At 51.2% G+C, this 23,005-nt stretch carries 18 protein-coding genes and 1 pseudogene; 16 read left to right on the forward strand and 3 right to left on the reverse strand.

The features are described 5' to 3' along the window. The first annotated feature begins 8 nt into the window (after positions 1–8). The 4 genes from ACYVUV_RS00290 to ACYVUV_RS00305 all read left to right on the forward strand — a co-directional run bounded on the left by ACYVUV_RS00290 (position 9) and on the right by ACYVUV_RS00305 (position 4,606). Positions 9–758 carry an aspartate/glutamate racemase family protein gene (locus ACYVUV_RS00290; RefSeq protein ID WP_484498862.1) on the forward strand — a complete coding sequence of 250 codons (750 nt, stop codon included), beginning with the start codon at positions 9–11 and terminating at the stop codon, positions 756–758. Between the two features lie 152 nt (positions 759–910). Then, positions 911–1,660, forward strand: coding sequence for a DeoR/GlpR family DNA-binding transcription regulator (locus ACYVUV_RS00295; RefSeq protein ID WP_439775589.1), 750 nt, complete (start codon positions 911–913; stop codon positions 1,658–1,660). Next, a complete protein-coding gene (pfkB, locus tag ACYVUV_RS00300; protein WP_484498863.1) occupies positions 1,660–2,574 on the forward strand; it encodes a 1-phosphofructokinase in 915 nt (304 codons plus the stop codon). The genes ACYVUV_RS00295 and pfkB overlap by 1 nt, the downstream gene beginning before the upstream one ends. 49 nt (positions 2,575–2,623) lie before the next feature. Next, complete coding sequence (locus ACYVUV_RS00305) at positions 2,624–4,606, forward strand: PTS fructose transporter subunit IIABC (protein WP_439775587.1); 1,983 nt, start codon at positions 2,624–2,626, stop codon at positions 4,604–4,606. Between the two features lie 215 nt (positions 4,607–4,821). Here ACYVUV_RS00305 and ACYVUV_RS00310 read toward each other — a convergent pair. Continuing rightward, positions 4,822–4,971 (reverse strand): annotated as a pseudogene (locus tag ACYVUV_RS00310) (IS110 family transposase); the annotation flags it as partial. A gap of 67 nt (positions 4,972–5,038) precedes the next feature. On the opposite strand from ACYVUV_RS00310, the gene ACYVUV_RS00315 reads away from it, so the two are divergent. Next, the gene (locus ACYVUV_RS00315; protein ID WP_439774918.1) at positions 5,039–6,634 is read left to right on the forward strand and encodes an NERD domain-containing protein; all 1,596 of its coding nucleotides are present in this window, start codon (positions 5,039–5,041) and stop codon (positions 6,632–6,634) included. A 296-nt stretch (positions 6,635–6,930) separates the two neighbouring features. Here ACYVUV_RS00315 and ACYVUV_RS00320 read toward each other — a convergent pair whose 3' ends face one another. After that, positions 6,931–7,515, reverse strand: a complete 585-nt coding sequence (locus tag ACYVUV_RS00320) for a hypothetical protein (RefSeq protein WP_484498864.1) — start codon at positions 7,513–7,515, stop codon at positions 6,931–6,933. Positions 7,516–7,674: 159 nt separating this feature from the next. Here ACYVUV_RS00320 and ACYVUV_RS00325 point away from each other — a divergent pair, with 159 nt between their 5' ends. The 6 genes from ACYVUV_RS00325 (at position 7,675) to ACYVUV_RS00350 (ending at position 14,671) form a co-directional block, all read left to right on the forward strand. After that, positions 7,675–8,475: an HAD family hydrolase gene (locus tag ACYVUV_RS00325; RefSeq protein ID WP_439774920.1), complete on the forward strand. Its 801-nt coding sequence runs from the start codon at positions 7,675–7,677 to the stop codon at positions 8,473–8,475. A gap of 19 nt (positions 8,476–8,494) precedes the next feature. Beyond that, the gene (locus ACYVUV_RS00330; RefSeq protein ID WP_484498865.1) at positions 8,495–9,148 is read left to right on the forward strand and encodes a metal ABC transporter ATP-binding protein; all 654 of its coding nucleotides are present in this window, start codon (positions 8,495–8,497) and stop codon (positions 9,146–9,148) included. After that, a complete protein-coding gene (locus ACYVUV_RS00335) occupies positions 9,148–9,945 on the forward strand; it encodes a metal ABC transporter permease (RefSeq protein WP_484498866.1) in 798 nt (265 codons plus the stop codon). Before ACYVUV_RS00330 ends, ACYVUV_RS00335 begins: the two co-directional genes overlap by 1 nt. A 137-nt stretch (positions 9,946–10,082) precedes the next feature. After that, complete coding sequence (locus ACYVUV_RS00340; protein WP_484498867.1) at positions 10,083–11,534, forward strand: zinc-ribbon domain-containing protein; 1,452 nt, start codon at positions 10,083–10,085, stop codon at positions 11,532–11,534. Positions 11,535–11,786: 252 nt separating this feature from the next. Continuing rightward, a complete protein-coding gene (locus tag ACYVUV_RS00345) occupies positions 11,787–13,325 on the forward strand; it encodes an L-lactate permease (RefSeq protein ID WP_439774924.1) in 1,539 nt (512 codons plus the stop codon). 119 nt (positions 13,326–13,444) lie between these two features. Next, a complete protein-coding gene (locus ACYVUV_RS00350) occupies positions 13,445–14,671 on the forward strand; it encodes a lactate oxidase (protein ID WP_439774925.1) in 1,227 nt (408 codons plus the stop codon). 69 nt (positions 14,672–14,740) lie between these two features. Here the strand turns inward: ACYVUV_RS00350 and pepF are convergent, their stop codons facing one another. Continuing rightward, positions 14,741–16,543, reverse strand: coding sequence for an oligoendopeptidase F (gene pepF / locus ACYVUV_RS00355; RefSeq protein ID WP_484498868.1), 1,803 nt, complete (start codon positions 16,541–16,543; stop codon positions 14,741–14,743). A 178-nt stretch (positions 16,544–16,721) separates the two neighbouring features. Between pepF and ACYVUV_RS00360 the strand changes: the two genes are divergently transcribed. The 5 genes from ACYVUV_RS00360 to ACYVUV_RS00380 all read left to right on the forward strand — a co-directional run bounded on the left by ACYVUV_RS00360 (position 16,722) and on the right by ACYVUV_RS00380 (position 22,998). Then, entirely contained in the window at positions 16,722–17,861 is a 1,140-nt protein-coding gene (locus ACYVUV_RS00360) for an LCP family glycopolymer transferase (RefSeq protein WP_484498869.1), read from the forward strand. Positions 17,862–18,006: 145 nt separating this feature from the next. Further along, a complete protein-coding gene (locus tag ACYVUV_RS00365; RefSeq protein ID WP_201330044.1) occupies positions 18,007–18,150 on the forward strand; it encodes a hypothetical protein in 144 nt (47 codons plus the stop codon). A 2-nt stretch (positions 18,151–18,152) separates the two neighbouring features. Continuing rightward, complete coding sequence (gene lanKC / locus ACYVUV_RS00370; RefSeq protein WP_484498870.1) at positions 18,153–20,642, forward strand: class III lanthionine synthetase LanKC; 2,490 nt, start codon at positions 18,153–18,155, stop codon at positions 20,640–20,642. A 248-nt stretch (positions 20,643–20,890) separates the two neighbouring features. Next, a complete protein-coding gene (locus ACYVUV_RS00375; protein ID WP_484498871.1) occupies positions 20,891–22,234 on the forward strand; it encodes a sensor histidine kinase in 1,344 nt (447 codons plus the stop codon). Between the two features lie 14 nt (positions 22,235–22,248). After that, complete coding sequence (locus ACYVUV_RS00380) at positions 22,249–22,998, forward strand: DNA-binding response regulator (RefSeq protein WP_484499360.1); 750 nt, start codon at positions 22,249–22,251, stop codon at positions 22,996–22,998. Positions 22,999–23,005 lie beyond the last annotated feature (7 nt).

Below are 23,005 nucleotides of genomic sequence, written 5' to 3' on the forward strand. Positions count from 1 at the left end.
GATATTATTTGAAGCATTTCTTCAGCATTATTGGCGGGATGGGGACCATCGCGACCGAAAGCTATGTCCGCTTGATCAACCACCGGGTCAAGATCAGCAAGGACCAGGACTACTTGAACTACATCCTGGTCAATGATGCCCAGGTGCCAGACCGGACGGCCTACATCAAGGACCACAGCCAGCCGAATTTTTTCAATGCGCTTAAAGAAGATGTTTTAGGCCAGGCCAAGCTGGAGCCGGACTTCATGGTCATGCCCTGCAACACGGCCCACTACTTTTACGACGACCTGGCGGCCTTGACCGACATTCCCTTCCTGCACATGATGCGGATTGCCGTGCACAAGTATGCTGACCAGTACCCGGACAGCCCGAAGATCGGCTTGATCGCGACTGAAGGGTCAATTTACGACCACCTTTATGAAGACGAGATCCACCGGATCGGCCGGGAAGTCGAATTCGGAGGTCCGGAGATCCAGCCGATGGTGACGGAACTGATCTACCGGGACATCAAGGAGAAGGGGATCGTCGACAAGGAACTCTACCATGAGATTCTCCGCAAGATGCACGACGACTATGGCTGCGACGTGATCCTGCTGGGCTGCACGGAACTTTCCTTAGCCCAGGAGCAGGCGCCGGACCACCCTTACCAGGTGATCGACCCCCAGTCGATCATCGCTGACGTGACGATCGAACTGGCTCTGGCGATCAGAAACGGGCAAGATCCCCGCCAGGCCTGCCAGAAATATCTATATGACTAAATAAAAGACCAGGAAGCCCTGGCCTTTTTTGCTTGGTTTTTTTGTATTCAGTCAAAAACAGTCAATTTTTTAGAAAAAGCGCTCATTTTTGACGGAAAATGATTGCTTTTGACCGAGAAAGCCTTTACAATATATATCGAGGTGAGATAAAGATGCTGACGGAAGAACGGCAACAAATGATTGCCCATTATGTAGACGAACATCAGATTTGCCGCGTAACGGAACTTTGCCGCTTGACCTCGACATCTGAGTCGACGATCAGACGCGATCTGAGTGAAATGGAAGACCGGGGCCTGCTTAAACGGGTCCACGGCGGAGCACAGAGCCTGCAGGCCTTTGGCCAGGACGTGGCTCAGCAGATCCGCTTCAATCTGAACAAGGAAGACAAGCTGGCCATTGCCAGGCTGGCCGCCAAGAAGGTGCACCCGCACGACTATCTCTTTTTGGACGCGGGGACGACCATTTATGAAATGGTTCCCTTCTTGAAAGAGATTAGCGGCCTGCACGTGGTGACCAACGGGCTGGAAACAGCCCTGGCCCTGACTGACGCGGGAATTGACTGCTGCCTTTTAGGCGGGCACGTCAAGCGGCAGACCCACGCGGCCATTGGCGCGACCACTGTCTCCCGCCTGCAGGAGCTGAACTTCAACGCGGCTTTCATCGGGGCCAACGCCTTGAGCCCGGCCGGCTTTTTGACCACGCCGGACACTGAGGAAGCTGCCGTGAAGAGGACAGCTATCCAGCAAAGTCAGCAGGCTTTCGTTTTAATCGACCGCAGCAAATTTAACGCGGTAACTTTTGCCGAATTCGCCAAGACCGACCAGGTGACCATCATCAGCCGCCTGGAAGCAGGCGACCGGGAGAAATTGCCAGTAAATATTCAACTTGAGGAGGCTGAATAATGATTTACACCGTGACTGTCAACCCAGCTTTGGACTATGTTCTGCAACTGCCAGAAGTCAAGGACGGGGAGACCAACCGGTCAAGCGACACCCAGTTCCTGGCTGGGGGCAAGGGGATCAACGTTTCCCAGATTCTTAACCAATTAGGCGTGGACAACACCGCCTGGGGCTTTGTCGGCGGCTTTACCGGCGAAGAATTGATCCGCCAATTGAACGTCAAGAAGATCAACAGCGACTTCGTGCGCATCAGCGACGACACCCGGGTGAACGTTAAGATCCACGCCCAGGTGGAAACTGAAATCAACGCGGCTGGTCCGAACATTACCGACCAGGAAGTAGCAGCCTTCAAGTCCCGCCTGGACGACCTGGAAGCAGGCGATGTCGTTGTTTTGAGCGGCAGCCTGGCTCCAAGCCTGCCAACTGACTTCTACAAAAGCCTTTTGCCACTGATTCGGGAAAAGGGAGCGGAATTCGTTGTTGACACGACTGGTGAAGCTTTGCTTCGGACTTTGAAGTTTAACCCATTGGTCATCAAGCCAAACCACCACGAACTGGCTGACCTCTTTGACACCAGCTTCTCATCAACTGCCGACATGCTGGAAGCAGCCAAGAAGCTGCAGAAGATGGGTGCCCAAAACGTCATGATCTCCATGGCTGGCGAAGGTGCTTACCTGGTAACTGCTGACCACGTCTACCACGCTAACGCGGCCAAGGGTACGGCGGTCAACTCAGTTGGTGCCGGGGACTCCATGATTGCCGGTTTCGTCGGCACTTGGTTTGAAAAGCACGACGCTGCTGAAGGCCTCCGGGTCGGCAGTGCCTGCGGCGGGGCTACGGCCTTCACTGAAGACATCGCGGTCAAGAGCCAAATCGACGCTGTTTTGCCGCAAATCAAGATCGACGTCGTTGAATAAAGCGATAAAAAAGTAATCGAGTAATTTTTATATAACTGAGGGAAAAAAGATGCGGATTAAAGATATTTTGAGCCCAGAGTCCATGATTATGGACTTAAAGGCCACCACCAAGGATGACGCCATCAATGAAATGGCCGACTTGGAAGTAGCTACGGGCATCGTCAACAACAAGGAAAAGTTCGTTGAATCCATCTGGGCCCGGGAAAAGGAATCCACTACCGGGATCGGCGGCGGGATTGCCATGCCTCACGCCAGAAACGAATACATTAACAAGGCCCGGGTGCTTTTTGCCAAGAGCGAAAAGGGCGTGGACTTCGACTCATTAGACCAGCAGCCTGTCCACCTCTTCTTCATGATCACTGCCCCAGCTGGTGCTGACAACACCCACTTGCAAGCCCTGGCTAAGCTGAGCAGCCTTTTGATCAACCCTGACCTGGTTGAAAAGCTGAAGGCAGCCAAGACTCCTGACGAAGTTATCGACCTCTTCAGCCAGGCAGAAGCTGACAAGGACAAGGAAGACGCTGAACGTGAAGCCAAGCTGGCCGCTAAGAAGGAAGCAGAAGCCAAGAAGGCTGAAAGTGAAGACGAAAAGCCATTGATCGTTGGCGTTACTGCCTGCATCAACGGGATCGCCCACACTTACATGGCTGAAGAAGCCTTGATCAAGGCCGGTGAAAAGCGCGGCGTTGAAGTCCGGATTGAAACCAACGGTTCAGAAGGCGTTAAGCACGAACTGACTGCTGACGAAATCAAGCGGGCTAAGGGTGTTATCATTGCTTCCGACAAGCAGGTCAAGATGGCCCGCTTTGACGGCAAGGAACTGGTTAAGCACCCAGTTGTTGACGGAATCAACAAGCCGGACCAACTGGTTGACGACATCCTGTCCGGCAAGGGCAGCGTTTACCACGCTGAAGCCGGTGAAGCCAACGAAAGCACTTCAGCAAGCAACGGCGGCGTATGGTCAACCATCTACCGGCACTTGATGAGCGGGATTTCCCACATGCTTCCGTTCGTTATCGGTGGTGGTATCTTGATGGCCATCTCCTTCCTGGTTGAACAATACATGGGTGGTGCCAAGAGTCCGGCCTTCATCTTCCTGAACAGTGCTGGTAACCTGGCCTTCGCCTTCATGGTTCCGGTTCTGGCCGGCTACATCGCTGAATCAATCGGTGACCTGCCAGCCTTGATGCCAGGTTTCGTCGGTGGCTTCATGGCCTCAATCACCAACTCATCCTTAGGTGGCTCTTACGCTGTTAATGTTAACGCCAAGGCCGCTTCACCAGCCGGCTTTTTGGGCGGGATTGCCATCGGTTTCATCGCCGGTTACCTGATCCTGGGCCTCAAGAAGCTCTTCGCTAAGCTGCCAAAGAGCGTTGAAGGTATGAAGCCAATGCTTCTCTACCCAATCTTCGGCCTGCTCCTGGTTGCCTTGATTATGTACTACATCGTCAACCCAATCTTCGGTGCTTTGAACGCGGTTATTACCAACTTCTTGAACGGCATGGGCACTGGCAACCTGGTTCTCTTGACCACTGTATTGGCCGGCATGATGAGTATCGACATGGGTGGTCCTTTCAACAAGGCTGCTTACGTCTTCGCTTCAGGTGCCTTTGCCAACGACCCGACTTCCAAGACTTCAGCTATCTTGATGGCTGCTGTTATGGTCGGTGGTATGGTAGCCCCATTCGCGACTGCGATCGCTACTACTTTCTTCAAGGACAAGTTTACTGAAGACGAACGCCGGGCCGGCGTTTCCAACTGGATCCTGGGCTTCTCCTTCATCACTGAAGGGGCCATCCCATTCGCCAGTGCTGACCCGCTGCACGTTATCGTTTCATCAATCATCGGCAGTGCTGTCGGTGGGGCCCTGGTAGGTCTGTGGCACGTCGGCGTGCCTGCACCTCACGGCGGTTTCTGGGTTATCGCTCTGTCAACCAACTGGCTTGGCTACCTGGGCGCCGTAGCTATCGGCTCAATCGTTGCTGCTTTGATCTTGGGCTTCTGGAAGAAACCAATTGACCAAAAGAACTAATTTTCTCAAAAAAAGAACTCGGATTTTTCCGAGTTCTTTTCTACTCTAAGTCAAGTGTTATCAACGATTTTAGGCAATTTTATTTTGAAATAAGGGCCTAATCGGGAAATGGCTCCTGGAGAATCAAGTCAAATATCTGATTTAGGGCATGGTAAATACAGCCACCTTCTGTAATTTCGAAAAAGAGGCTGTTATAATATCTATTGGATCAATTTTTATGACAAAAGTCTTTGGTTATGTTTGGCTACGTCATAGCTATACAATTGATCATTCTTAATTAAAGCGAAGATCGTCCGTAATAATTTATGGATCGATGCGATAGCGGCCTTCTTGTGACTTGCAGTCTCAGAAGACCGTTTTCGTTTTATTTTAGGTAAAAATCGCTTCTTTCGTGTAATAGTCAGTAGAGAGACTAAGCAAAGGAGCGATCTTATGGAACGAATGTGGACAAATTGGTACCTGGCCAGTGAAGAAGTTGAAAATGACGCCGTCGTGCAATCGGCCCAGGCAGCTGAGCAGCTGATCAATCCGGACTATGACCACACCCGGCAGCTGTCTGATCAGAATTTGGCTGGGGTGCGCGAGCTGAACGGCTTGCTGGTCAGCTATAACCAGCTGGGGGCGGACCAGGCAGCGACTTTGACGCAAGAGCAGTTGGTGAATGCGGAAAATCTATTAGCGGGCGCGGCGGGTGAGTGGCTAGTCGATCAGGCGGTCAAGTCCGTCGCGGCGGCAGTTTTTCATAATGTGATTCTGCCCTGCAAATATGATAGAAATCGGCCAGTTGGCGATAACCAAATTGATAATTTGGTGATTACCAGTACCGGCATTTATTGTATTGAAGTCAAGGTGCGCAAAATTGTGGGGAAGCTTTTCGACTTTAACCGGCTGGGCCGGGGCATTTATGATCAGATTAGCTACCACAAGGAGGCGCTGGCGCAAGTCCTGCAGCCAATGGGGATCAGTCCCAATTTTATTAAGACGATTGTGGTGGTGATCAACCGGCTGGGGAATGATGACTTCAAGCTGAAGAACCAGGAGGATCTGCAGCGGGCTGGTTCGCAGGTGGTCAAGCTGTCGGTCTTGAATCTGTTTTTGAGCAATGACGGGTTCGCCTCGCTGAATCAGCAGCAGATCCAGGCAATTGAGCAGGCGATTCAAAGCCAGCGCCTGCCTGATCGGCGGACCTATCCAGCCAATGTCCGTTTTAAGTTGACGCAGGCGCATCTGGATAAAGCCAGACAGATCAGCCAGGCTGTCAGGCTTGGAATTCCGCTTGCGCAGAACGTGACGTATCATGGGCGGTTAAATGATTATCCGCTCACAGGCTTGACCGGAAAGCAGCAGAATATGTTGTGGCTGATCGTGGGCCGGCTTTATGGTTTCGGGTGCGGCACGCTCCAGTTGACCCGAAGTGAGTTGCGGACTGGGGCTGGCTATGGTGGGCGTGATTTTTTGCGGCTTGATCAGCAGTTAAGCGAATTGGCTGAGTTCATGCAACAGAGCAAGCTTTTTCAAAAGGCTAAGTATGAAGACAAGAAATTGACGGTCAGCGTTAGCAAGAAGTACTCGTTCCTGTTTAACGGCTGCACGAAGGACTTCACCTGCTGGAATTATCAATTGCTGCGCCGAATCAGCCTGAACAACGCCAAGACTTTGTTCCGCAAGCTGCTGCAAGCTTCAGCAGCCGGCTGCTACCAGGTGTCCTTTGAGCAGCTGCGGGAAATTCTGGCAGTGCCGGATAGCTATTCGAATTATGAGGTAATGAGGAATAAGATTAAGCCCGCTGTACTTCAACTGGTGCCATTTTTTGGCAATTTGAGCTACGAAGTGGTCAAGAGCGGCAAAGCGAATAAAATTGTTGGGATAACTTTCACTTTTGATAAGTTTTCGCCGGAGGAACTGTTGACCTTAAGAGAATGGCACAAATATTCAACCAATATTTCTGCTAATTCGCATTTATCTCTAACCGAGCAAGTGAAAGCTGAGGAAATTTTAGAAAAGAATTTCGGAGATTGTTTGAAGTAGGTGTTCTATTTTTTTAGGTTCATGTGGCTCAGTAAAAACTGGGGTTAAAATTATTGAAAAAGGTCGTGGCTCAGTAAAAAGCGGGGCTAAAATTATTGAAAAAGGTCGTGGTTCAGTAAAAAGCGGGGCTCAAATTATTGAAAAAGGTCGTGGCTCAGTAAAAAGCGGGGCTCAAATTATTGAAAAAGGCCGTGGTACAGTAAAAAGCGGGGCTAAAATTATTGGAAAAGGTCGTGGCCCAGTAAAAAGCGGGGCTAAAATTATTGGAAAAGGTCGTGGCCCAGTAAAAAGCGGGGCTAAAATTTTTGAAAAAGGCTGTGGCTCAGTAAAAAGCGGGGCTCGAAGCGATGAACTATCCCCGTTTTTACCGCAGCCACGTCCAAATTACACAAAACTATCCCCGTTTTTACCGCAGCCACGTCCAAATCCCGCAAAACTATCCCCATTTTTACCGTAGCCAGGGCCAAATTTCGCAAAACTATCCCCGTTTTTACCGTAGCCACATCCAAATTACACAAAACTATCCCCATTTTTACCGCAGCCACGTCCAAATCCCGCAAAACTATCCCCGTTTTTACCGTAGCCACGTCCAAATCCCGCAAACTCATCCCCGTTTTTACCGCAGCCACGTCCAAATCCCGCAAACTCATCCCCGTTTTTACCGTAGCCACGTCCAAATCCCGTAAAACTGTCCCCGTTTTTACCGTAGCCACGTCCAAATCCCGCAAACTCATCCCCGCTTTTACCGTAGCCACGTCCAAATCCCGCAAAACTATCCCCGTTTTTACCGTAGCCACGTCCAAATCCCGCAAAACTATCCCCGTTTTTACCGTAGCCACGTCCAAATCCCGCAAAACTGTCCCCGCTTTTACCGTAGCCACGTCCAAATCTCGCAAAACTCATCCCCGTTTTTACCGTAGCCACAGCCAAACTCCCGCACCGCCCCCCGTGAGCCCGCAATTTTGCAAGGAGGACGAAATTTTGGTATTCTATAACGTTAAAGATCTGTTAGCGAAAAAGCAGTTAGGAAGGAAGAAAAAATGATTAAATTGTTTGCAACTGACATGGACGGAACTTGGCTGACTTCCAAGAAAACCTACGACCTGGACAAGTTCGCGCAAATCATGGACCTGGCCAGGGAAAAGGGGGTCAAGTTCGTCATCGCCAGCGGCAACCAGTATGAAAACCTGGTGACCCGTTTTCCGAAAGAATACCTCAGCCAGCTCTACTTCGTGGCTGAAAACGGGGCTTATGTCCTCAAAGGCCGGGAAATCCTCAACATCGTGGACTTAAACAGCGATGAACTGGCCACGATCCACCAGATCAAGGAAAAGTACGGCCAGGACCACCCGACTGTCTTGGCCGGGGTGAATAGCGCCTACACCTTGAAGAGCTACGGGGAAGAATTTTGCAACTACCTCCACCTTTTTTACCAGGAACTGAAAGTGGTGGATGACTACGAAAGCGTCAAGGACCGGATCTTCAAGTTCACCGTGGCGACCAAGGAAGGGGAGTCATCAGCCTTTGCCCAGCAACTCAAGCGGGAATTCCCGAACCTGGACATGGTGGCCGGCAGCGACTCAGCCGTTGACATCAGCAAGCTGGGCATGAACAAGGCGGTTGGGCTCAAGCTTTTGGGCAAGCGCTACAATATCCCGGCTGACGAAATGGTCGCTTTCGGCGACGGGGGCAACGACGTGGCCATGCTGCAATATGTAGGCCAGAGCTACGCGACAGCTACTGCTTTGCCGGAAGCCAAGCGGGCGGCTAACGGGATCATCGGCTCAAGCGATGAAAGTGCCGTCCAGGACAAGATGCTGGACTTGCTGAAGAAGCAATAGAGAAACTAGAGGTAAGTAAATGAGTAAAGCTTTGCGGGTCGTGGACTTGAGCATGAAGTTCGACGACCAGGAGATTTTTAAAAAGCTTAATTTCAGCCTGGAGACCGGGTCCATGACGGCTCTGTTAGGCCCTAACGGGGCCGGGAAGACCACCCTGGTCAGAATACTGATGGGGATGCTGAGCCCGAGCCACGGCTATTTTGAGCTGGCTGACGACGTGAAGGTGGGCTATGTGCCCCAGTTCCGCAATATCGACCCGGACTATCCCTTGTCGATCAAGTCTTTTATCGAGCTGAACACGCCTTTTTGGAAGAGCCAGAAGGTTAAGGACCAGGTCAACCATATTTTGCAGGAGACCCACTTAAAGGGCCTGGCGAATACCAGAATGGGGGAGGCTTCCGGCGGGCAGAAGCAGCGGGCCTATCTGGCCCAGGCTCTCTTGGACCAGCCAAACTTCATTATTTTGGATGAAGCCACGGCTAGCCTGGACCCCAAGGCCAAGGAAGAGTTGATGAACTTGATCGCCCACCTTAACCATGAGCACAAGATGACGGTCCTGTTCGTCACCCACGATATTCCTTTGGCCAAGCGCTATATGAAGGACTATCTTTACTTAAGCGACGGGACAGTCCGCCAAGGTAAGATGGAAGATTTTAAGGAGAGTTTCAACTGATGTTTGCCTACGAATTCATGCGCAATGCCTTTTGGGCGGCCACTTTCATCGCGATTACCTGCGGGGTGGTGGGCGTCTATGTCGTGGCCCGCAATTTCAGTTTTCTGGCCCACACCCTGTCGGAAATCGGCTTCGCCGGGGCAGCTTTTGCCGTCTTGATGGGACTGAAGCCTTTGACGGGGATGCTGATTTTTGCCCTCCTGGGCTCGATCGGGGTCGGGGAGTTGTCCATGCGGACTGAGCAGAAGGAGTCGTCGATTTCCGCGATTTCAGCCTTCTTTATCGGCCTTGGGATCCTCTTTTTGTCCCTGTCCAGCTCTGCCAGCAGCTACGCGACCAACATTTTGTTTGGGTCAATTATCGGGGTGTCCAGATCCAGCGTCTACCAGCTGGTTGGCCTGTCAGTGGTCGTCTTGCTGATCATTTTTGTCATCCAGAAGCCGCTAAACTATGACTCCTTTGACCATATCGGGGCAGCGGCCCACCACATCAATACCGGCTTTGTCGGGGTGGTCTTCCTGGTAGCCTTGGCCATGGCAGTTTCAATCGGGTCCCAGGTGGTCGGGTCCATGCTGGTCTTTGTCCTTTTGACCATGCCATCGTCGACGGCCCGCTACCTGGGCAAGTCGATTCCCAGCATGTTGGCCTGGTCGGTCGGCCTGGCCCTTTTGGGGGTCTGGGCCGGGCTTTGCTTGGGCTACGTCACCAACTGGCCAGTGACCTTTTTCATTTCATTAATTGAGGTAACGGCTTATCTGCTGGTTTACTTCACCCACGCCAGAAAGAAGCGGGCATAAGCAAATATAGAATTTAAGGAGCTTTTTGGCTCCTTTTTCTTTTGGCTAAAATTGTTTTTTTATATGCTATACTTGCCTTGAGAGTATTTTTTGCCAGTTAAGCATACAGGCTTTTTATCAAAGAGGAGGATGTAAAAATGATCTACTGCGCTAAATGCGGCGCCAAAAACCAGGCCGATGCCACTTTCTGCGCCAAATGCGGGGCTAAATTAATTAAGCCAACTCAGCAAGTCCAGCAGGTTCAACCAGTTCAACAGGTTCAGCAAGTCCAACCTGTTAAGCCAGCTAAAACAGTCAAAAAGCGGGCCGATCTCAAAAAGGCCAAGAAGTGGAAGAAACCAATCTTGATCACCGCGGCTGTTTTGTTGGTCCTTTTGGCCGGCTACAGCTTTGGCAAGGCCCACTATGCCAAGGACAAGCAAATCGACGAAATCGTGACCCGGATGAAGGACCCAAAGAAAGACCTGTCACCTTACGTTAAGACCGACGACAGCAGCTTTCAGCTGACCAAGGAGAGCGTGCAGCCTCTGCAGGAATACTACAAGGCCAACCAGACCAAGGCCAACAACCTGGGCAGCGAGTGGAAGAGGGAAGATGACTTTGACGATATCTTCAAGGACACCGTTTCCTTAGGCGAAGACGGCCACTACTTTTTCCTTTTCCCGAAATACAAGCTTATGGTTAAGACCTACTCGCCAACTGTTGTGACCAACCACGAGAATTCCGTGATCAAGATGAACGGGAAAAACGTGGGCAAGCTGACCGCGTCTGGTGACTACTACCAAAAGAAGCTGGATCCGGTAATCGCCGGCCGTTACACCTTCTCAGTTTCAGCCAACTTGAGCGGAAAGACCATTTCGCCTAGTCCGGTCAAGCTGGATTTGTTTAGCAATCACCAAGTCAGCTTGAACATCTTGACTGGTAGCTTCACGGTCAGCAGCGTGCCTAATGGGGAAGTCTACATCAATGACAAGAAGGTAGCCGACCTGGACGACAAGGGCCAGGCCAGCTTCAAGGACTATGAGATTACGTCAGGGATGAGCCTCTACGTGAAAAAGTCCGGCATCGGCCAGTCAGACACGATCCACGACTTTGACCAGTACGTGACTACCCCAGCTGACCAGGAAAATGCCAACGACGATGACGACTATGACTTTAGCGATGACGACAGTCAAAGCAGCGACCAAATCAAGGCCGTCAACGGCAGCTGGGTCCTGACTCCATCCTGGCCAGGCCTGGCAAGCACCGAAGACGCTGAAGACCTCCTTCAGAAGATCTGGGACGACAATGACAGCGAAGATTGGGTCAACGGCAGCAGCAATACTGGCTACCTCAGCATCAAGAAACTGCACGACAACTGGGATGACTCTGACTCAGTCTCTGAGTACAACGAAGTCGTCAGTGTCCTGTCCACCAGCCCGGCCAGCAGCGGCAAGACTTATGTCAACTACACGGTAACCCACAACCTTTCTTACACCGGCGACAGGGATGACACCAGCGTGACCGATACTTACCAAAACGGGATTATCAGCCAGGACAGCAACGGCGACTACGTTTTGGAAAAATTAGGCACTCCCAACGCTAAATAGCAAATTTTTTAAATCTTTTTTCGCGATCAATCGAGAGAACTTTGTTAACAAACAAGTTTGTGAAAAAATATATAGAGCCCCGCAATAACGGGGCTTTTTTGGATCCTTCTTTTAGCAAGCAAAAACATTGTGAAATAAATTCAAGCACAGACGTTGATATATCAAGGCTTTAAATCAATATTCACATGAATTTTTAAGCGCTTTCATGTACAATAATCTTTGTGAAAAATACTTATAGAAGGAGCTACATGAATGTGGGTTAAATTCATTTTTGCCTTGATCCCGATCGTCTGGCTGATCGTCTCTCTGACAGCCTTGAAGATGCCTGCGGCCAAGGCAGCCGTTATTTCTCTTATCCTGGCAATCATTCTGGCCATTACGGCCTTCCAGCTGCCAGTCGTTGATACTTTGACCGGGACTTTGGAAGGGATCCTGGGCGGCCTGTTCCCGATTGTCTACATCATCGTGGCCGCCATGTTCACCTCCAAGGTAACTTTTAAATCCGGCGCCATGCAAAAAATCCAGGACATGCTCTGTGGTCTGACGACCGACAAGCGGGTCCTGGTCCTCTTGATCGCCTGGGGCTTCGGGGGCTTCCTGGAAGCCATCGCCGGCTTCGGGACTGCCGTTGCCATCCCGGCCAGCATCTTGATGACCTTCGGGATCGACCCGATTGAAGCTTCCGTTATCTGCCTGGTGGCTAACACCACGCCAACTGCCTTCGGGGCGGTCGGCCTGCCAGTCATTACCTTGGCCCAGACTGCCGGCCTGGACGTGATGAACACGGCCTTCGTGGTTTCTCTGCAGCTGAGCGTCTTGATCCTGGTCATCCCTTACATCCTGGTTGGCCTGGTCGGCGGGGGCGCCAAGGCCATCAAGGGGGTAGGCTTCATTACCTTCATGTCCGGGCTGGCCTTTGCCCTGCCGCAGATCCTGGTTGCTAAGTACGTTGGGGCAGAATTGCCAGCCATCGCTGGTTCCATCATCTGCATCCTGGTCACTGCCTTTTTAGCCAAAAAGCACAAGGATGCTCCGGAATACGCGGCTTCAACTGAAAAAATCGCCAAGCACTCAGCTGGCGAACTGCTCCAGGCCTGCGCGCCATTCATTCTGGTTTTCGTCTTCGTTTTGGCCGCTTCCTCCTTGTTCCCAGCCGTTAACAGCCTGCTCAACTCCGCGACTGTTAAATTCCAGGTTTACACTGGCAAAAATGCTGGTCAGTTCAGCCTCAACTGGCTGTCTTCACCAGGGACTTTGATCTTGGTTGCCACCTTTATCGGGGCCTTGATCCAGGGCTTGAGCGTTAAGGAAACTTTTGGCATCCTCTGGGACCTGATTAAAGGGATCGGCAAGACAGCGGTAACTATTTCCGCTATCGTGGCCCTGGCTAAGGTCATGGGCTACGCCGGCATGACCAGCGCCATCGCGGTCGTTCTGGTCAAGATCATGGGTCCGGTTTATCCATTGATCGCGCCAATCATTGGTGCTTTAGGTACTTTCGTGACCGGGTCAGACACCAGTTCAAACATCCTTTTCGCCAAATTGCAAGCCTCAGCAGCCCAAAGCCTGGGCGTGAACCAGACTTGGGTCGTGGCCAACAACATGGTCGGGGCCACTGCCGGGAAGATGATTTCCCCGCAGTCCATCACGGTTGCGTCTACGGCTATCGGCCAGGAAGGCAGTGAAGGCACGATTTTGAAGCAGGCCTTCAAGTGGTGCGGGATCTACACCGCCATCATCTGCGTCTTCCTGTACGTGGTCGGCTTGGCCACGGGGCAATTGCACTTTTAATTTTTTAAGCTGATCCTAAAAAGTAAAAGATTGGCCCAAAAGTAAGCGATTAATGCTATGATAAATCTTGTAAGTAAACAGTAATTGATAGTAATTTTTAAATGATTGAGGAGATTTCCATGACACATTACATCAAGGGCTTCCCGCAAAGCGAAGCAGATGAAGACTTAAAATTCGTTAACGTCGATGAGCTTGAAGAAAGAGCCAAGGAAGTAATGCCGGAAGGGGCTTACTACTACGTGGCTTCAGGTTCAGAATACGAATGGACTTGGAGAAACAACACTACTGCCTTCAACCACTACCAAATCGTTCCCCGGGCCTTGACTGGGATGGACAACCCGTCAACTGAAACTGAATTTTTGGGCATGAAGCTGAAGACGCCGATCATGATCTCACCAATTGCTTGTCATGGGATCTCCCACGCTGACGCTGAAGTAGCGACCCAAAAGGGTGCTGCTTTGGCCGGGGCCATGTTCACTTCCAGCACTTACGGCAACAAGCCGGTTGAAGAAATCGCCGCTGCCGCGCCAGATGCTCCGCGGATGTTCCAGCTTTACCTGTCAAAGAACTGGGACTTCAACAAGATGGTCTTTGACGCCATCAACGCGGCCGGCTACAAGGCCATCCTTTTGACGGTTGACGCTTTGGTATCAGGCTACCGGGAAGCCAACCTGCGGACCAACTTTGCCTTCCCGGTACCGCTTGACTTCTTCACCCGTTTCCAAGGTGCCAAGGGTGAAGGGCAAACCGTTGCGCAAATGTACGCTTCCAGCGCCCAGAACATCGGCCCGGACGACATCAAGCGGATTAAGGAAATGTCCGGCTTGCCAGTTATCGTCAAGGGGGTCAACTGTGCTGAAGACGTTGAAGTTGCTTTGACTGCCGGCGCGGACGGCGTTTACGTGACTAACCACGGTGGCCGGGAAATCGATGGTGCTCCGGCAACTATCGACGTATTGCCAGAAGTCGTTGAAGCAGTCAACGGCCGCTGCCCGGTTATCTTCGACGGTGGCGTTCGCCGGGGTTCCCATGTCTTCAAGGCTTTGGCTTTGGGTGCTGACCTGGTCGGCATTGGCCGTCCTTACCTTTACGGCCTGGCTTTGGGTGGCCCGCACGGGGTTGCTTCAGTCATCAACGAATTGAACGATGAATTGAAGATCGACATGCAACTGACTGGCTGCAAGACGATTGAAGACGTTAAGCACGCCCGCTTGACTGACTTCCAGTACGCTGGCGACACCAAGCCATCCAGCACTGACCCGCGGGTGCGCAAGCCATACCCAGTTACCGCGGCTAACCAAATCAAGGCTGAACCAGACGCGGCTACTGGTGCTTCACACCACTAAGATTGAACATGTATCAAATTTAACAGCAAAAAACGAAGTTGCTCTCTTTGAGCAGCTTCGTTTTGCTTTCTATAATTTTTTGATCAAGTCAGTAAATTCGTCCAGTCTTTCTTCGAAGACCTTGAAGGCATCTTCCAGGTAGTCGGACTTGGTCATGTCGACGCCGGCCTTTTGCATGATGTTGATCGGGTAGTCGCTGGAGCCGGACTTGAGGAAGTCCAGGTACTTCTCCTTGTCTTCCTGGCTGCCGTAAGTAATCTTGTTAGCCAGGGCAGTCGCCGCGGCAAAGCCGGTCGCGTACTGGTAGACGTAGAAGTTGTAATAGAAGTGGGGGATCCGGGCCCATTCCAGGTCGATGTCGCTGCCCAGGCTGATCGCCGGGCCGTAGTACTGCTGGTTGAGCCGGTCGTAGAAGCCACACAGGTAGTCAGCCGTCAAGGCTTCACCCGCCTGGTCGCTTTCGTGGATGAACTTCTCGAATTCCGCGAACTGGGTCTGCCGGTAGATCGTTCCCTTAAAGGAGCTCAAGTAGTAGTTGAGCAGGAAGGCCCGGGTCTTTGGATCCGTTACCCGGTCCAGGAAGTAGTTGGTCAGCAGATTTTCATTGGTCGTTGAGGCGATTTCCGCGACAAAAATCGGATAGTCTCCGTACACGTATGGCTGGTTCTCCCGGGTGTACATGCTGTGGACGGAGTGGCCAGTCTCATGGACCAGGGTGTAGAGGGAATCCAGGTCCCCCTGCCAGTTCAAGAGCTCATAGGCGTCGGTGTCATAAGCGCCGCCGGAGTAGGCCCCGCTTTGCTTGTGCATGTTGGCCACGTAGTCGATGCAGCGGTTGTTGAAGAGGTAGTCGACGTGCTTGACATAGTCCTCACCCAGAACCTGCAGGGCTTCTCTTGCCTGAGCCTTGGCTTCATCGAAAGTGTAGCTGAGGCTTGGCTTGCCCGTGATTGGCACGTACATGTCCCACATTTGCAGGTCGCCCTTAAGGTCCAGGATCTCTTCCCGCAAGTTAACATAGCGGTGGAGGAGGTCCAGGTGCTTGTGGACGCTGGTCAAAAGCTGGTTGTAGACTTCGACAGGGATGTTGTTTTCAGACAGAGCCGCGGCCAAAGCATCCTGGTAGTGGTGGGTCTGGGCGTCAAAGTTGTGGGCCTTGACATTGCCGGCCAAGGTGGAAGCAAAAGTTGACGCGAACTGGCCATAGCCAGCGTAAAGGGCGTCAAAGGCATCCTCTCTGACTTCCCGGTTTTGGGACTGGATCAAGATGTCGTAGTTGGCTTCCGTCAGTTCAACTGCTTCTCCGTCTTCATCTTCAATGTAAGGGAATTGCAGGTCGGAGTTGGTCAAGACGTTGAAGGTGTTGGCTGAAGCTGACAGGGCATCCCCGGCCGCCGATACCAGCTTCTCCTCTTCAGCTGGCAAAACGTGCTCTTCCTGCTTGACGATCTGTTCCAAATAGTGCCGGTAGTTTTCCAGCCTTGGCTCTTCCTTGAAAAAGGCGTCCAGGGCCTCTTTCCCCAAGGCTAAAACAGCCGGCTGGATGAAGGCGACAGCGGCCTGGTATTCAGCAGCCAGGCTCTGGCCGCGGGAATTGAGGGCCAAGTTCTTTTGGTTGCTGGTGTCGACGTCGCTGGCCATGCTGGCATAGACGTAGATCTTGGACAAGCGGCGGTCAACGGCGAAAATCTGGGTCAAGCGGTCATAGAGAACGGCCGCGCTTTCCGTGAAGCCGTCTTCCAGGTCCGGCAGGGCCTTGACTTCCTGCTTGACTGCCTTAAAAGCGGACTCCCAGTCCGCCTCAGTCTTGAAGACCCGGGTCAAGTCCCAGGTCTGCTCTTTGGGAACCTCGCTGCGATAAGGGATTTCCATACAAGTACCTCTTCTTTTTCTCATTACTTTACGTTCTATTTTACGATACTAGATATTCTACTATCAAAGCGGCTTTTTGCCAAAAAAATAAGATAGTCTAAATATTCCCACGTCTGGTTTATTAAACGGCTTTTTAATGAGAAAATAAATAATAGCAAATTACTAAAGGGGTCAATCCATGGAAGAGCAACACAGTAGAAGACAAAATAAAATATTTCGCAATGTGACGCTCGTCCAGGCCGGCCTTTTGAAAAAATCCCGCCGCCCCGTGCCAACGATTATCGGTCTCTTAGTGACCTTTGTCGTTATGATCGCGGCGACCTGGGGGGCGCATGCCTACTTCTCCCTGCATTCAGCCCTGGTGAGCATGAACGGCAATAACGGCAATACCGCGACCAGCGCCCGGATCGCGGCCAAGAAGCCAATCTCGATTTTGGTTTTAGGGGTCGACCAGGGGCTGGAAGGGCGGCATGACCAAGGGAATTCGGACACCATCATCCTGGTGACCGTCAACCCGACGACCAAGAAGGCGACCATGACCTCGATTCCCCGGGACACCTTGACGGAGATTCTGGGTGAAACGAGCAGCCAGAGCTATTACATGTTCAAGGTCAATTCCGCCTATCAGTTTGGCGGCAGCAGCGGGTCAGTCAAGACCGTTTCGGCCATGCTCAACGTGCCGATCAACTATTATGTGGAAGTTAACATGAAGGCCTTGAAGAGCCTGGTCAACGCTTTAGGCGGGGTCGACGTCAACGTGCCTTTCAGCTTCAGCTATGACTGGTGTGACTTCCATAAGGGCAAGCAGCACCTGGATGGCCGCCACGCCATCGCTTATGCCCGGATGCGCTATGACGACCCCCGGGGTGACTATGGCCGGCAAATGCGGCAGCGGCAGATCATCCAGGCCGTGGTCAAGAAGGGCCTGTCCGTCAACGGTTTAGCCAACTACCAGAAGCTGCTCAAGGTTTTTGCCAAGTACGTCAAGACTAACTTGACTTTTGGCGACATGACCAGCCTGGCCATCAACTACAGAAGCGCGGCAAGCAACATCTCCAGCGGCTATATCCAGGGCCACGACGCGACGATTTCCGGGACCAGCTTCCAGATCGCGTCAACTGCAGAACTGCAGAAGTGGTCCAACAAGCTGAGAAAGAGCCTGGGGCTGGCCACGCAAACCTTGACCAACCAGGAAACCCGGCAGAACAGTCTGAACGAGACTTACAATGGGGTCGACTTCTCCAGCAATGAGACCATCACCAACTACACGATTTACGAAGCCAACTCAATTACGCCAAGAAGCAGTGATTCTTGGTAGGAAGTGGAAAAAAGACAGCAAATCATGCCTCTAGCTCAGCTAGGGGTATTTTTTGCGCTTATGAGTCTTTTTTGCCCGATAATGACTTCTTGAAAAAAATAAGAGGGAAGGCACTAAACTAATAGGCAAAAGGAGGCAGGGAAAAATGGAAAACCTGATTGAAGAAGTTTTGAATTTGCAGCTGAAGAAGGCAAAGAAGGATAAAAATGGTGACGTCCGCCGCAGCTTGATTTGCTTTCACACCATTTATGGCAGCTTCTACGGCTTTTTTGACAACTTGTTCAAGTAAAAATGAAGTACGCGATCGAGGACTATGTGCCCTTTCTCTTGGCTGAAAAGAGCAGCTTTTTTGAAGACGCGGCGCCTAAAATGCAGCCTTGTCAAGTAACTAAGCCAGCAGCTTGGCAGACCTGGAGTGACCGCCACTGGACCTATATGTTGGCGCCTGGCGAGCTGCCGGCGCAGGGCTGGAAGATCCACTTGTCAGCCGGATACAAGGACGAAGGAGAGCTTTTAAGGGCAGCAGCTGACTATCTTTTTAAGCAAAAAATCAGCTTCAAGTTCACGGTCAGCCGGGGCGAATGGATCGTCAAAAACTCCAAAAACGCTGACCGGACTGAGTCGGGCAAGTTTATCACGGCTTATCCAAAGGATACGGAGCAGTTCAAGCAGGCCGCGGCTGACCTGGCGGCTTTAACGAGTGAGTATGATTTAGGGCCCTATATCCTGTCTGACAAGCGGTATAAAAGAAGCAACGTCTATTACCGCTATGGAGCCTTTAAGGAGCTCCGCGATGAGGCAGGCAACTATTGCATAAGGGACGAGCAAGGTCAGTTAGTGCCAGACCAGCGTCTGCCTTATTACCAGCAGCCAGATTTTGTGTCAGATCCTTTTCCAGCTGAAAAAAGGGCAGGCCGCGGCGATTTTTCCCGCTTGAGTCAGTACAATATTTCGTCAGCCTTGCTTTTTAGCAATGCCGGCGGGATTTACCTGGGGCAAAAATCCGGGCAGAAGTACTTGATCAAGGAAGGCCGGCAGGGAGCCGGGATCGACGCGAACCTGCGGGATGGCTTCAGCCGGATCAAGCATGAAGCAGAGCTCTTAAGGCAGCTGCAAGACTCCCCATATGTCATTAAGCTGCGGGATTCTTTCCAGGTTTGGATTCATTATTATCTGGTCGAGGACTATCTGCCAGCAGAAAACTTGGACCAGCTGATCAAGGAAAAGTATCCTTTCCAGCAAGATCATGGCCGCTATCTGAAAATGGTAAAAAAGCTGGCCAAGCAGCTGTTTGCGGCGGTAGAGGACATCCACCAGCGAGGGATAGCCATTGGTGACTTGCAGCCAGGCAATGTTCTTTTGGGCAAAAAGGGACCGGTATTGATTGATTTTGAACAGGCAGGGCCACTTGATCAGACTTATGAACCAGGCTTGTCCACGCCAGGTTTCAGCGACCTGCAGGCCAAAACCATGGGCCAGCAGGATTGGTTATCTTTATACAAAATGATTGAATACACCCTTTTGCCGGTCATCGACGTCAGTCATTTGGCCAAAAAGCCGGAAGTAAGCGAAGCAGTCAGGCTGGAAAATCTGGACCAGGCGGCGGGAGATTTTTTACGGAAATTCAAAAGAGAGTGTTTTGAAAAAGCTGACCTGACTTTGCCGAAGTTGCCAGCGGTAGAGCAGAAGTCTCTGGACCAGCTGATTGCGGGCATCGCGAAAGGGATAGAAGCAAATATCGATTGGACAAGTCAGCGCTTGATTAAGGGCGATATTGTCCAGTTTATTGAGCCGGCAGGGATGCTGAATATTGAAAATGGAGCGCTGGGTCTGGGCTTGGTCTTGTCCGCTTTGCCGGAGGACCGGGAGCCTTTTAAAAAGTGGTGTCTGAATAATCAAAAGGCAATTTGCCAGGCAAGTGAAATGGAGCATGGACTCTTTACCGGCGCGGCCGGGATGGGGGCAGTCTTGTATTCAGAAGTTGACCAGGAATTAGGCAAAAAGCTGATCGATGGAATTGAAGTTGATCAGATGAAAGACTTGTCGCTAGAGAGCGGCCTGGCGGGGATAGGTCTGGCCAAATTGTCCCTGCAGCTGCTTGAACCAGATGAGGCTAGAAAGCAGGAGCTGGTAAAAATTGCCCAAGAGCTATTAGCTGGCTATGATGCTTGGGAGGAAGCTGGCTTGCTTACTGGAAAATTAGGGATGCTTCTTTATCTTGAAAAAGCTGGCAAGTACCTGGACCAGAATAACTTGCTAAAAGCTGCAGAAGAAAGGCTGAGTACTTTTTTAGAGCAGGAAGTCAGTCAAATAAAAGGCGGAACTTTTTTAAAAGGGGAAGTCAATGGCGAGGAAAGCTATCTGCCCTATCTTAATTCGGGTTCCTGTGGCTTGCTCCTGGTCCTGCTGGACTTCGCGAAAGACGGGGTCAAGGTTAAAGGCGACAGCAGGATGATCAAGGGCTTGATCGCGACTAACCGGGTCAAATTAGCCTACATGAATGGCCTCTTTGACGGCTTCGCGGGACTTATGCTGGGCGACATCGCGGCAGAAAGTCTGGGTTATGAGGGCTTTTTGGAAGAAAAACTGCAGCACTTGGCCAACTACTTGGTCTTTGATGAAGACAGGATTCTGCTTCCTGGAGTCTATGGCTTGAAAAATTCCCTGGACCTGGCCACCGGTGCCGTTGGACTTTTGGCCATCTTGCTGGGCGCCAGGGACCACAATTGGGGCAAGTGGCTGCCAGTCATTGGGAATGAAAGGTTCTTGTTTGCGGATTAGAAAAGAGGTGAAAGAAGATGCAAAACAGTAATCAGGATATTTTAGGCTTACAAGGCTTAGATCCAACGGTTAGCTTTATTAAGAGAAAGAGTCATAAGCGAGGTAGTACTTACAAGATTTCACTCATTTGCTGGAACAGAATTAAGGCAATTTTTGGTTAATATTAAGGCATAAAGGCGCAACTCAGTTGCGCTTTTTGTTGTATCATGAGGACTGAAAAGGGAACGAAGCGAAAACAGGATGGATAGATGATTTTATTGTATCTGCTTGATGCCGGCACCATGATGCTGGCGCCTATGATTGATATTGCCTGCTTTTTGCGGCTGCTTGACCAGCGGCTAGTTAGCCGCCGAGCTTGGACCATGTTTTTTGGCATCTGGCTCATTGGTGTGATTGACGGGATCACAATTGAGTCGGTTCCGTCCTATTTCATTGACCTGCAATTAAAAATCTTTGAGCTGACCCTCTTGGTTTTAACCCAGATCAAAGGCAAAAAGGTCAAGCAGGCAGTAAGCGCGGCCTTAATTATTGGTATTATTGGCTTGCTAGAAGACATTATAGTAAATATCATCAGCTGGTCTTTTCCGGAAACTCTTGCGGCCAGCTTGTGGATTGATCTTGGTCTCCTGCTGGCTGGCTTTTTGCTCGCTTGGCCGCTTTTGCCAAAAATCCGCAAATATATCAGCGACGTCCGCTATCAGACGAACTGCTTGTTTCTGCTGTCCTACCTGTATGTCTCGACAATTTTTGCCTACGTCGTCGGGATGCAGGTGAAGAAGATGTCGGTTGGCCTGGCGATCCTCTTGGGCATCTTGGCCGTTCAAGGCATCTATGCCGTGCTCAGCTTTAGTCTCAGTATCAAAAATCAGACCGCCCTTTTAAACGAAGCAGAAGAGCGGCACCTGCAAGCGCAGAACCGCCAGCTCTATGAGTCCAACCAGCAGCTGAAGAGCTACGCGGCTTCTTTGGAGCAGGATGAGGACCGCCTCCGCCGCTTCAAGCACGACTACCGCAATATTCTGAGCAGCCTCAAGCTGGCAGCGGCCCAAAACGACTCCCAGCAGCTTTTGGAGAAGCTGAATGAGTACTCAAGGGAAAACTTTGATGAGCATGCCTTGGCCAAGTTTCAAGATGTCAACCATATCCATGACGATTTGCTTAAAAGCATCGTGATTACCAAATTGTCGAAAATCTACGATCAAGGGATTCCCTACCGCTTCAGCTGCCAGAAGGACATCGACCACCTGCCTTTGGTCTCTGAAATGGAAAAAATGGACCTGGTCCGGGTCATCGGGATTTCTTTTGACAATGCTATTGAGGCCAGCAACGGCCTAAAAGGCGGCCGGATTGAAGCTATGTTCTACCAAGAAAACGGCGATTTCGAATTTGTCATCAAAAACAAGACCGCCGATATCCCATCTCCGCGGATTTTTGAGCCAGGCTACACGAGTAAGGACCAGCATGCCGGCCTGGGCTTAAGCAACGCCTTGGAGATCGTGAACAAGTATGCCGGGCAAATGATCGTTGATATAGATACGACAGGCAACACTTTTACATTTAGTCTGATGGTTCTGAAGGAGGGAGAAAAATAAAGTATCCAGTTTTTATCTGCGACGATGAGCCAGACCAGATCGATTTGGTCAAGGACTGCATCAAGCGGGCGCAGATTATTTTAAGCGATGAAGAAGAGCTGGACTTTGCTGTCGTCAAGGCGGCAGGCAGCTACGATGAGGCCCTGGATTTTTTGACCAAAAAGCCGCTCGCGTCCGGCATATATTTTTTGGATATTGAAATCGGCAAGAAGCTGGACGAGCAAAACGGCCTGGACTTGGGCGAGATCATCAAGAAGCATGACCCCAAGGCCCAGCTGATTTTTGTGACCAGCCACCAGGACATGGCTTTCCTGACCTTCCAAAGACGGCTGGGGGCCAGCAATTTTATCGTCAAAAACGGCAACGTGGACGATTTGCGCCGGGATGTCACTTATTCCCTGGAGCAGGCAGTGGACGCAATCGCCAAGTATCGCTATATCCAGAAAAACACCTTCAGCTACAGATTCGGCCATGACGTCAGAAACATGAGCATGGGAGATGTGGTTTACGTGGAGACGACGTCGGTTCCCCACAAGCTTCGCCTGGTCAAGACGACCGGCTGGGCGGAATTCATCGGCAAGCTGAAGGAACTGCCAGAGAAGTACCCGGCCCTGGTGCAGGTCAGCGAATCCTGCGTCATCAACCCCGCCAACGTTAAAGAAGTGGATTTGAAGGAGAAAAAGCTGACCTTCATCACTGGCGACGTCCAATATTTTTCGGTAAGAAACAGCCGGAAGGTCCGCCAGCTTTTTCAAGAGAAATAGTGATAAG

It is taken from the genome of Lactobacillus sp. WILCCON 0149 (assembly GCF_057197965.1).

Excerpts from the sequence above, each read along its gene's own strand:
- ACYVUV_RS00295 (WP_439775589.1), top strand. The coding sequence starts at position 911 with ATGCTGACGGAAGAACGGCAACAAATGATTGCCCATTATGTAGACGAA.
- pfkB (WP_484498863.1), top strand. The coding sequence starts at position 1,660 with ATGATTTACACCGTGACTGTCAACCCAGCTTTGGACTATGTTCTGCAA.
- ACYVUV_RS00305 (WP_439775587.1), top strand. The coding sequence starts at position 2,624 with ATGCGGATTAAAGATATTTTGAGCCCAGAGTCCATGATTATGGACTTA.
- ACYVUV_RS00315 (WP_439774918.1), top strand. The coding sequence starts at position 5,039 with ATGGAACGAATGTGGACAAATTGGTACCTGGCCAGTGAAGAAGTTGAA.
- ACYVUV_RS00325 (WP_439774920.1), top strand. The coding sequence starts at position 7,675 with ATGATTAAATTGTTTGCAACTGACATGGACGGAACTTGGCTGACTTCC.
- ACYVUV_RS00330 (WP_484498865.1), top strand. The coding sequence starts at position 8,495 with ATGAGTAAAGCTTTGCGGGTCGTGGACTTGAGCATGAAGTTCGACGAC.
- ACYVUV_RS00335 (WP_484498866.1), top strand. The coding sequence starts at position 9,148 with ATGTTTGCCTACGAATTCATGCGCAATGCCTTTTGGGCGGCCACTTTC.
- ACYVUV_RS00340 (WP_484498867.1), top strand. The coding sequence starts at position 10,083 with ATGATCTACTGCGCTAAATGCGGCGCCAAAAACCAGGCCGATGCCACT.
- ACYVUV_RS00345 (WP_439774924.1), top strand. The coding sequence starts at position 11,787 with ATGTGGGTTAAATTCATTTTTGCCTTGATCCCGATCGTCTGGCTGATC.
- ACYVUV_RS00350 (WP_439774925.1), top strand. The coding sequence starts at position 13,445 with ATGACACATTACATCAAGGGCTTCCCGCAAAGCGAAGCAGATGAAGAC.
- pepF (WP_484498868.1), bottom strand. The coding sequence starts at position 16,543 with ATGGAAATCCCTTATCGCAGCGAGGTTCCCAAAGAGCAGACCTGGGAC.
- ACYVUV_RS00360 (WP_484498869.1), top strand. The coding sequence starts at position 16,722 with ATGGAAGAGCAACACAGTAGAAGACAAAATAAAATATTTCGCAATGTG.
- ACYVUV_RS00365 (WP_201330044.1), top strand. The coding sequence starts at position 18,007 with ATGGAAAACCTGATTGAAGAAGTTTTGAATTTGCAGCTGAAGAAGGCA.
- lanKC (WP_484498870.1), top strand. The coding sequence starts at position 18,153 with ATGAAGTACGCGATCGAGGACTATGTGCCCTTTCTCTTGGCTGAAAAG.
- ACYVUV_RS00375 (WP_484498871.1), top strand. The coding sequence starts at position 20,891 with ATGATTTTATTGTATCTGCTTGATGCCGGCACCATGATGCTGGCGCCT.